Source organism: Endozoicomonas sp., from assembly GCF_031844845.1.
In the GTDB taxonomy this organism is placed as follows: Bacteria; Pseudomonadota; Gammaproteobacteria; order Pseudomonadales; family Endozoicomonadaceae; genus Endozoicomonas.
Genome location: NZ_JAVRMB020000397.1, coordinates 34269 through 41343, shown reverse-complemented (window position 1 = coordinate 41343; position 7075 = coordinate 34269). Strand labels below are relative to the sequence as shown.

The 7075-nt window shown below is 49.7% G+C and carries 6 protein-coding genes; 5 read left to right on the top strand and 1 reads right to left on the bottom strand.

Annotated features, from left to right (window positions below):
• Positions 1 to 1755: 1755 nt before the first annotated feature.
• On the bottom strand, positions 1756 to 2007 hold the full coding sequence (locus RM811_RS22025; RefSeq protein WP_402528479.1) for a hypothetical protein: 252 nt from the start codon (positions 2005 to 2007) through the stop codon (positions 1756 to 1758).
• Between the two features lie 582 nt (positions 2008 to 2589).
• On the opposite strand from RM811_RS22025, the gene RM811_RS22020 reads away from it, so the two are divergent.
• The 5 genes from RM811_RS22020 (at position 2590) to RM811_RS22000 (ending at position 7074) form a co-directional block, all read left to right on the top strand.
• A complete protein-coding gene (locus RM811_RS22020; RefSeq protein ID WP_402528477.1) occupies positions 2590 to 3378 on the top strand; it encodes an SDR family oxidoreductase in 789 nt (262 codons plus the stop codon).
• 178 nt (positions 3379 to 3556) lie between these two features.
• Positions 3557 to 5002 (top strand): aldehyde dehydrogenase, encoded by a 1446-nt coding sequence (locus RM811_RS22015; protein WP_402528474.1) that lies wholly within the window; start codon positions 3557 to 3559, stop codon positions 5000 to 5002.
• Positions 5003 to 5043: 41 nt separating this feature from the next.
• Positions 5044 to 5481 carry a RidA family protein gene (locus tag RM811_RS22010; RefSeq protein ID WP_402528471.1) on the top strand — a complete coding sequence of 146 codons (438 nt, stop codon included), beginning with the start codon at positions 5044 to 5046 and terminating at the stop codon, positions 5479 to 5481.
• A gap of 18 nt (positions 5482 to 5499) precedes the next feature.
• A complete protein-coding gene (locus RM811_RS22005) occupies positions 5500 to 6039 on the top strand; it encodes a 3-hydroxyanthranilate 3,4-dioxygenase (protein WP_402528468.1) in 540 nt (179 codons plus the stop codon).
• An 18-nt stretch (positions 6040 to 6057) separates the two neighbouring features.
• A complete protein-coding gene (locus RM811_RS22000; protein ID WP_402528464.1) occupies positions 6058 to 7074 on the top strand; it encodes an amidohydrolase family protein in 1017 nt (338 codons plus the stop codon).
• Position 7075: the final 1 nt, after the last annotated feature.

Here is a 7075-nt window from a genome sequence, read left to right as displayed (position 1 = left end):
CGTTTGACGTGTTCCCGTATTTGGCTTTCGCTGAGGTTGTTGTGTAATGGCAGACTTGGATCATCCAGGACTTCCAAGAGCTCTTTTTCAATCTTGGCCAGCCCTTCCAGAGCATCCTGTATGGGCTTACAGCCTGTATCTATATGAATCAGCGCATGGAAATCTACCCTGATCATCGTTCATGCCGGTGATTTTTTGTTGAAGCTCTCTTGTTTCGTTCGCCTCTTCCGCCATCGAAGAGGCGAATTTGGTAGCAGCATCTACTGCAAATGAACCAACGGTCTTGGCCGCCTTAAATGTTTTTTCCAAAAAACTCATTTAATTCTTAACCTATCTTATCGGGCTGCTGGAAATTCGTTTGGTTCTGCATTTCGGGCATTGGTTTGGAGTGCCGTGGCCAGTCCGGCTTGTCCACTCGTATTTACATTCAAGACACTTGGCTCTGTATACCTGTGACATAACAACCCCATTAACTGATCGACATACTGTGTTGTGGATAGTATGTAATGCTGGAGTCTCCAATAATTGTGGTTTGTACTGTTTTGAATGATTTATTAGCCTCGTTCCCACGCTCTGCGTGGGAATGCTCATCACTCACCCTGCTTTCTATTTCAGTAACTGCTGAGGCGGTGCCTAGTGCTGCCCAAAATCTCCAGCGTTATGGATAAGGGCTTAAGCGACAGAAAGGTATTTAACAGGCAAAAAAAAGCCGGGGCGCATGTCAGGCCAGCCGGCGGAAATAGTAGATATGATTTCTTCAGTATTGCTGAACCAATCATTTTACACGGTGTCCAAGTAGTCTTTTTAGTAGTCTTTTTAGTTCAAGGTGATCCCTGTGGATTCTGCTGCATACAGTTCTGTTTCTTCTCTGTCAGATAACCATGTCAAGCTTCAGGTAGATTCGCCAGATGTAGAATCTCAGTCGTCTTGGAGGAACTGCTTTGGTATTCGTGATGTCATCGCCCGGGATCCGGTCAGGTCCTTATTGGTTGGCACTATTGCTGTTGGTTCTGCGGCTTTTCTCGTTGGCTTAGCTATCGGTCGAACAACTTCAGGATGTGATGACGACGATACAGGGGAAGGGATGGAGCTTTATGATAGGAATATAACGGCCATGGTGGGTAATCTTACCAACATGGTTGTGGAAACGACGACACAGGTAGCTACCCAACTGGCTAGCGGTTTATGTGAAGGCGTAGAGTGGTGTTTCAATGGAGGAACTTGCTCCCCCTCCTCCTTATCCTACATCCCCTACTCCTGTGAGTGCCCAGAGGGTTTTTTGGGGGAGGATTGCGAGTTTAATAACCTCTGCCTAGAAGCACCGTGTTTCAATGGAGGAACTTGCTCCTCCTCCTTATCCTACTCCTCCTCCTTCTTCTCCTCCTTCGCCTACTCCTCCTCCTTCTCCTTCTCCTGTGAGTGCCCAGAGGGTTTTTATGGAGTGCGTTGCCATTTTACTCGATGACTCCCCTCTGCGTATTACTGTACGTACGTTGCATGGATTTACTTTTGCAGGGGCTAATTGTTGAAGGTCATTGTTTTATAGAAAATGACCTGTAATGGGGCGACTAAAACCTTTATTGCCGACAGGTATAACACAACACCTGCCAATCTGACTAACTGGATGAAAAAGCACGGGGTAATCCGCCCAGAGTCATTGGGAGACAAGGGATTGTCAGCTTAGCGTACGATTTTTTCCTTTCTATGGCGTGGCCCCATTCTGGGCAATTTTAACAGTAATGATCAGGGGAATGGTTAATCGCTGGTTAAAAACTGTTCCCTGTTGGTTGCTTCACATGCGAGGCCGCAAGTTGCTATGGATAGATCACAAAGCGATGGGATAAAGGCATCGAGCTTTTCAGTAGTTCTGTAGATGTCATCCTGGATATCACGACTGAGTCCAATTAAGGAGCGGGCGTCGGGTACGGTCGAGCAAAGGTCCAGGTCAGATCTAAGAGCTTGAACTCTGTTTTGAATCCGGATGACTTCAGCTTGCTCTGGTTTCATGGTGCTCTCCTGGTCACGTTGCTCTGGATGTATTCTATTCAATTAAACCAGAATTAAAAACGGACGGCCCCTCATTGTCATCCTGTACAGGGATTGTACAGGATCTATTTCACGGGGATGTGAACGCTCTGCCAGCTGGGGAGAATACCGTACAATCTCGGTAATTGCTCCTGCACCCATGTAGTCGCCTGTACGGAATAATAGTGGAGAAATTTCTACCCATTTATTTTTCTATAAAGAACTTCTTTTGTTTGTTTCACCACATACCTGTACGGGTCACTCTGATGCTACCTACGTAGCGGCTATCAAGTTCTTCCAGTGTGGCAGGCAGTAGTCTCTGCCTTAGTTTTTTTTTAAAAGTGCAAGGTTTTCGTCACCTTGAGTCTCTGTCGAGACAGACCGGTGGGTAAGTTAGTCAACTACGTGCAAATACGCAAGCGGAACGCTCGCCGCGTTCCCGTCTTATATCCCCGCCTAAAGGCGAGGGTTTACGGCTATTTTTCTAATCAGTCATCATGACTGACATTTTGTTGAAGGGTATGCTACAACCTGTTGGTGTTTTCTTAATTATCATGACTCCCAATGGATATTAACCTTATTGGAAAAAGTGCGTTAGTGTGCGGTGCCAGTCAGGGGATCGGCAAAGCCTGTGCCCTGGAACTGGCATTACTGGGTGCCAGTGTTACCCTGTTCTCACGCAATGCCGTCAGGCTTAATGCTGTTATGCAATCACTGGATACCGGGGCTGATCAGCAGCATCAGGTGCTGGTTGCCGATTTCACTGATCCCAACCAGGTTAATGCCGTCATTAGCCAGCATATCGACGAAGGAAATAACTACCAGATATTGATTAATAACACAGGCGGTCCGGCTCCCGGTCCAGCTCATTCAGCTGATGTGCAGGCCTTTATTGATGCTTTCAATTTGCACCTGGTCTGTAATCAATATTTGCTCCAGGCACTTTTGCCCGGGATGCGCAGCAGTGGTTACGGGCGCATCATCAATGTTATTTCTACTTCTGTAAAACAACCGATTCCGGGGCTTGGCGTCTCAAACACCATTCGTGGTGCGGTAGCCAGCTGGGCAAAAACCCTGGCCAGTGAGCTGGGGCCGGATGGCATAACCGTTAATAACGTGTTGCCCGGAGCAACCGCAACCGGAAGGTTGGATGCAATTATTGCGGGCAAGGCTAAGAAACAGGGGATCAGTATTGAGCAGGTCACAGAAAACGAAAAAGCCCAAATCCCCCTGCGACGATTTGCCTCGCCTGCTGAATTTGCCGCCGTTGCTGCGTTTCTGGCGACACCTGCCGCAGGTTATGTGACGGGCATCAATGTACCGGTGGACGGTGGTCGTACGACCTGTTTATAACGCGACTTTAGGGTGGTGGCAGACAAAAACTTACCATGTTTGCCACAGAGTCACGGAGACACAGAGAAAAAGGTTTTTAAGCAAAACGTTCTTCTCCGTGACTTTGTGCCTCCGTGGCGAATATAAGCCGGTATCTTTTGAAATGCCGTTTCAGCGCAACCACTGCAAGCAGGGTGACATGGATATTCTCACGAATTTCATTGGCGGACAGCAGGCAGCACCCGCTAACGGGCAATATCTGGACAATATTGAGCCAGCAACCGGACAGGTTTACGGCCAGATTCCAGACAGTGATAAACAGGATGTTGATGCAGCTATCGCTGCCGCCCAGCGGGCATTTCCTGCATGGCGTAAAATTGACGCAGAAAGGCGCGCTGATATTTTAATGGCCATCGCCTACGGCATCGAAGCGCGACTGGATGAACTGGCCGAAGCCGAAGCCAGAGATAATGGTAAACCCGTGTCGTTAGCCCGCACGGTTGATATTCCCCGCGCCGCCACCAATTTCAAGTTTTTTGCCCAGGCCAGCTCGCAATTTTCCAGTGAATCTCATGGTAGTACTGATACGGCCATTAACTATACGTTACGGCAACCTATTGGTATTGTCGGCTGCATTTCCCCCTGGAACCTGCCCCTTTATCTGTTTACCTGGAAAATTGCCCCGGCATTAGCAGCGGGTAATTGTGTGCTGGCCAAACCATCAGAAGTGACACCGAAAACGGCGTCAATATTGGCCGAAATATGCCAGCAGGCGGGTTTGCCGGACGGTGTGTTAAATGTGTTGCATGGGACTGGTGCCAGGGTTGGCGCAGCGATTTGTCAGCACCCGCAGGTAAAAGCCATCAGCTTCACTGGTGGTACCGTGACCGGCGCATCTATTGCACGCACAGTAGCTCCGGAATTTAAGAAACTGTCATTAGAACTGGGTGGCAAGAACCCTGCGATCATTTTTGCCGACTGCGATTTTGATAATACCGTCGAGCAGGTATTCAGGGCATGCTTTGCCAATCAGGGGCAAATTTGCCTGTGCGCATCAAGATTGTATATAGAGCATTCTATTTACGACCGGTTTAAACAGGCTTTAGTAGACAAAGCCGCAGCCTTGTCACCCGGTGACCCCCTGTTGCCGGAAACGCAAATGGGTGCCATGGTTTCAGAGCCCCATATGAATAAGGTCAAACACTACATCCGGCAGGCTATCGACGACGGTGGTCAGTTATTGGTGGGCGGTGAGCAGGTGACGGTGACGGGCCGCTGTGAGCAGGGCTATTTCCTGCAACCGACTATCTTTGAAGGTTTGGACAATACTGCCGTTTGTAACCAGCAGGAGATCTTCGGCCCGGTTGTTACGTTGCAGCCGTTTGATACCGAAGCTCAGGCGCTGGCGTTAGCCAATGACAGTGATTACGGCCTGGCCTCGACGGTTTGGACTGCTGATCTTGCCCGGGCCCATCGTATGGCAGAACAGTTGGAAACCGGTATTGTCTGGGTTAATTGCTGGTTGTTGCGGGATCTGCGTACCCCTTTTGGTGGCATGAAACAGTCTGGGGCAGGCCGTGAGGGTGGACTGGAAGCCATGCGATTTTTTACTGAGCCAAGAAATGTCTGCATAAAATACGGTTGAGACTTATCACTTCTATTGAGCAACCTGCAGCAGGACTGACTATGAAGAATAAATCCCGAGTTGATGCACCCGATGCCCCCAAACCCGTTGGTTTATACCCCCATGCCCGGAAAGTGGGTAATTTGTTGTTTTTGTCCGGTGTTGGTCCCCGGCAGGCGGGCACCACAAAAATCCCGGGGGTGGAACTGAACGACCAGGGAGACATCATTAGCTACGATATTGAAGCCCAGTGCCACAGTGTGTTTCAAAACGTGCGCACCATTCTGGAAGCCTCCGGTGCGAGCTGGATGGATCTGGTGGATGTTACGGTATTTCTTACTAATATGGATGGGGATTTCGCCACCTATAACCGGGTTTATGCCGAATACTTTGCCGAGTCTTTGGCTGAGAACCAGCCCTGCAGAACCACGGTGGAGATAAACAAACTGCCGACGCCCATCGCCATTGAGCTGAAATGCATCGCCGCACTGGAAAAATAAGCAAACAGGAGAGCTGACATGACCGCTTTTGCCATGCCGTTTAATTTGCAGCAATGGATAGAAGACCACCGTGATGTACTCAAGCCGCCGGTTTGCAATAAACAGATATTTAAACAGAATGACTATATCGTCATGGTAGTGGGCGGTCCCAATCACCGCACGGATTATCACTACAATGAAACCCCGGAGTTGTTCTATCAAATCGAAGGGGAGATGGTTCTTAAGGTTATTGTCGATAATGAGTCTGAGAGAGAGTTTAAGGATATCCCCATTCGGGCAGGCGATATTTTTCTGTTGCCCGGTACGGTCCTGCATTCCCCCCAGCGGGAGCCGGGCAGTATCGGCATGGTGGTTGAGCAGAAACGTCAGCCCGGACAGAAAGACGGGCTGCACTGGTTTTGTCCTCAGTGCCACCATCCGCTCTATCATGAAACCTTCATGCTGGAAGATATTGAACGTGATATGCCCGTTATTTTCGATAGGTTTTACGGTAGTGCCAGCCATTGTACCTGCAGCGAATGTGGCACTGTAATGACCCCATCGTCTATGTCGTCCTAACAAAAAAGTGAGTGGAGAATGACAATACTAAAGATTGATATTCATACCCACATTTTGCCCAGAGAATGGCCAAACCTCCGTGAAAAATACGGTTATGGGGGGTTCGTCCAGCTGGAACATACCGGCTGTGGCTGTGCCCGTATGATGATGGACGACCGGTTTTTCCGTGAAGTGGAGCCTAACTGCTGGGACCCGGCAGTGAGAATCAAAGAGTGCGAACAGCATCAGGTCAATGTGCAGGTACTTTCAACAGTGCCGGTAATGTTCAATTACTGGGCCAAACCTGAGCATACGCTGGACCTTTCCAGAATGCTTAATGACCATATTGCCGGCCTGGTCAATGATAATCCCAAACGCTTTATTGGTCTGGGCACTCTCCCCATGCAGGCGCCGGATCTGGCCATTCGTGAGCTGGAACGCTGCGTTAAGGATATTGGTCTGGCAGGGGTTCAGATTGGTTCCCATGTGAATGACTGGAACCTGGACCATGAGCAACTGTTTCCTGTTTTTGAGGCTGCAGAGGCCTTAGGTGCTGCGGTGTTTGTCCACCCCTGGGACATGGTGGGCAAAGAACAAATGAACAAGTACTGGCTGCCCTGGCTGGTGGGGATGCCGGCAGAATCGAGCCTGGCCATTTGCTCCATGATCTTTGGCGGTGTGCTGGCCCGCCTGCCGGATTTACGTATCGCCTTTGCCCATGGTGGTGGCGCATTCCCGGCCACTATTGGCCGTATTGAACATGGCTTCAAGGTCAGGCCGGATCTCTGTGCGGTGGATTGCGACGTTAATCCCAGGGAATTTCTTCAGAAACTCTATCTCGATACCCTGGTGCATGACCCTCTTGCGTTGAAATATCTGATGGATTTGATGGGGCCTCAGCGGCTGGCTCTGGGCACCGACTACCCGTTCCCGCTGGGAGAACTGGAGCCGGGCAAGTTGATCAGTACCTGCGGATTTGATGAGGATACGCAGTCCAGGTTACTGCACGGTACGGCCCTGGAATGGCTTAATCTGGATAAGGCATTGTTCTTATAAA

Coding starts and splice junctions, on each gene's coding strand:
- RM811_RS22025 (WP_402528479.1), bottom strand. CDS start 2,007: ATGAAACCAGAGCAAGCTGAAGTCATCCGGATTCAAAACAGAGTTCAA.
- RM811_RS22020 (WP_402528477.1), top strand. CDS start 2,590: ATGGATATTAACCTTATTGGAAAAAGTGCGTTAGTGTGCGGTGCCAGT.
- RM811_RS22015 (WP_402528474.1), top strand. CDS start 3,557: ATGGATATTCTCACGAATTTCATTGGCGGACAGCAGGCAGCACCCGCT.
- RM811_RS22010 (WP_402528471.1), top strand. CDS start 5,044: ATGAAGAATAAATCCCGAGTTGATGCACCCGATGCCCCCAAACCCGTT.
- RM811_RS22005 (WP_402528468.1), top strand. CDS start 5,500: ATGACCGCTTTTGCCATGCCGTTTAATTTGCAGCAATGGATAGAAGAC.
- RM811_RS22000 (WP_402528464.1), top strand. CDS start 6,058: ATGACAATACTAAAGATTGATATTCATACCCACATTTTGCCCAGAGAA.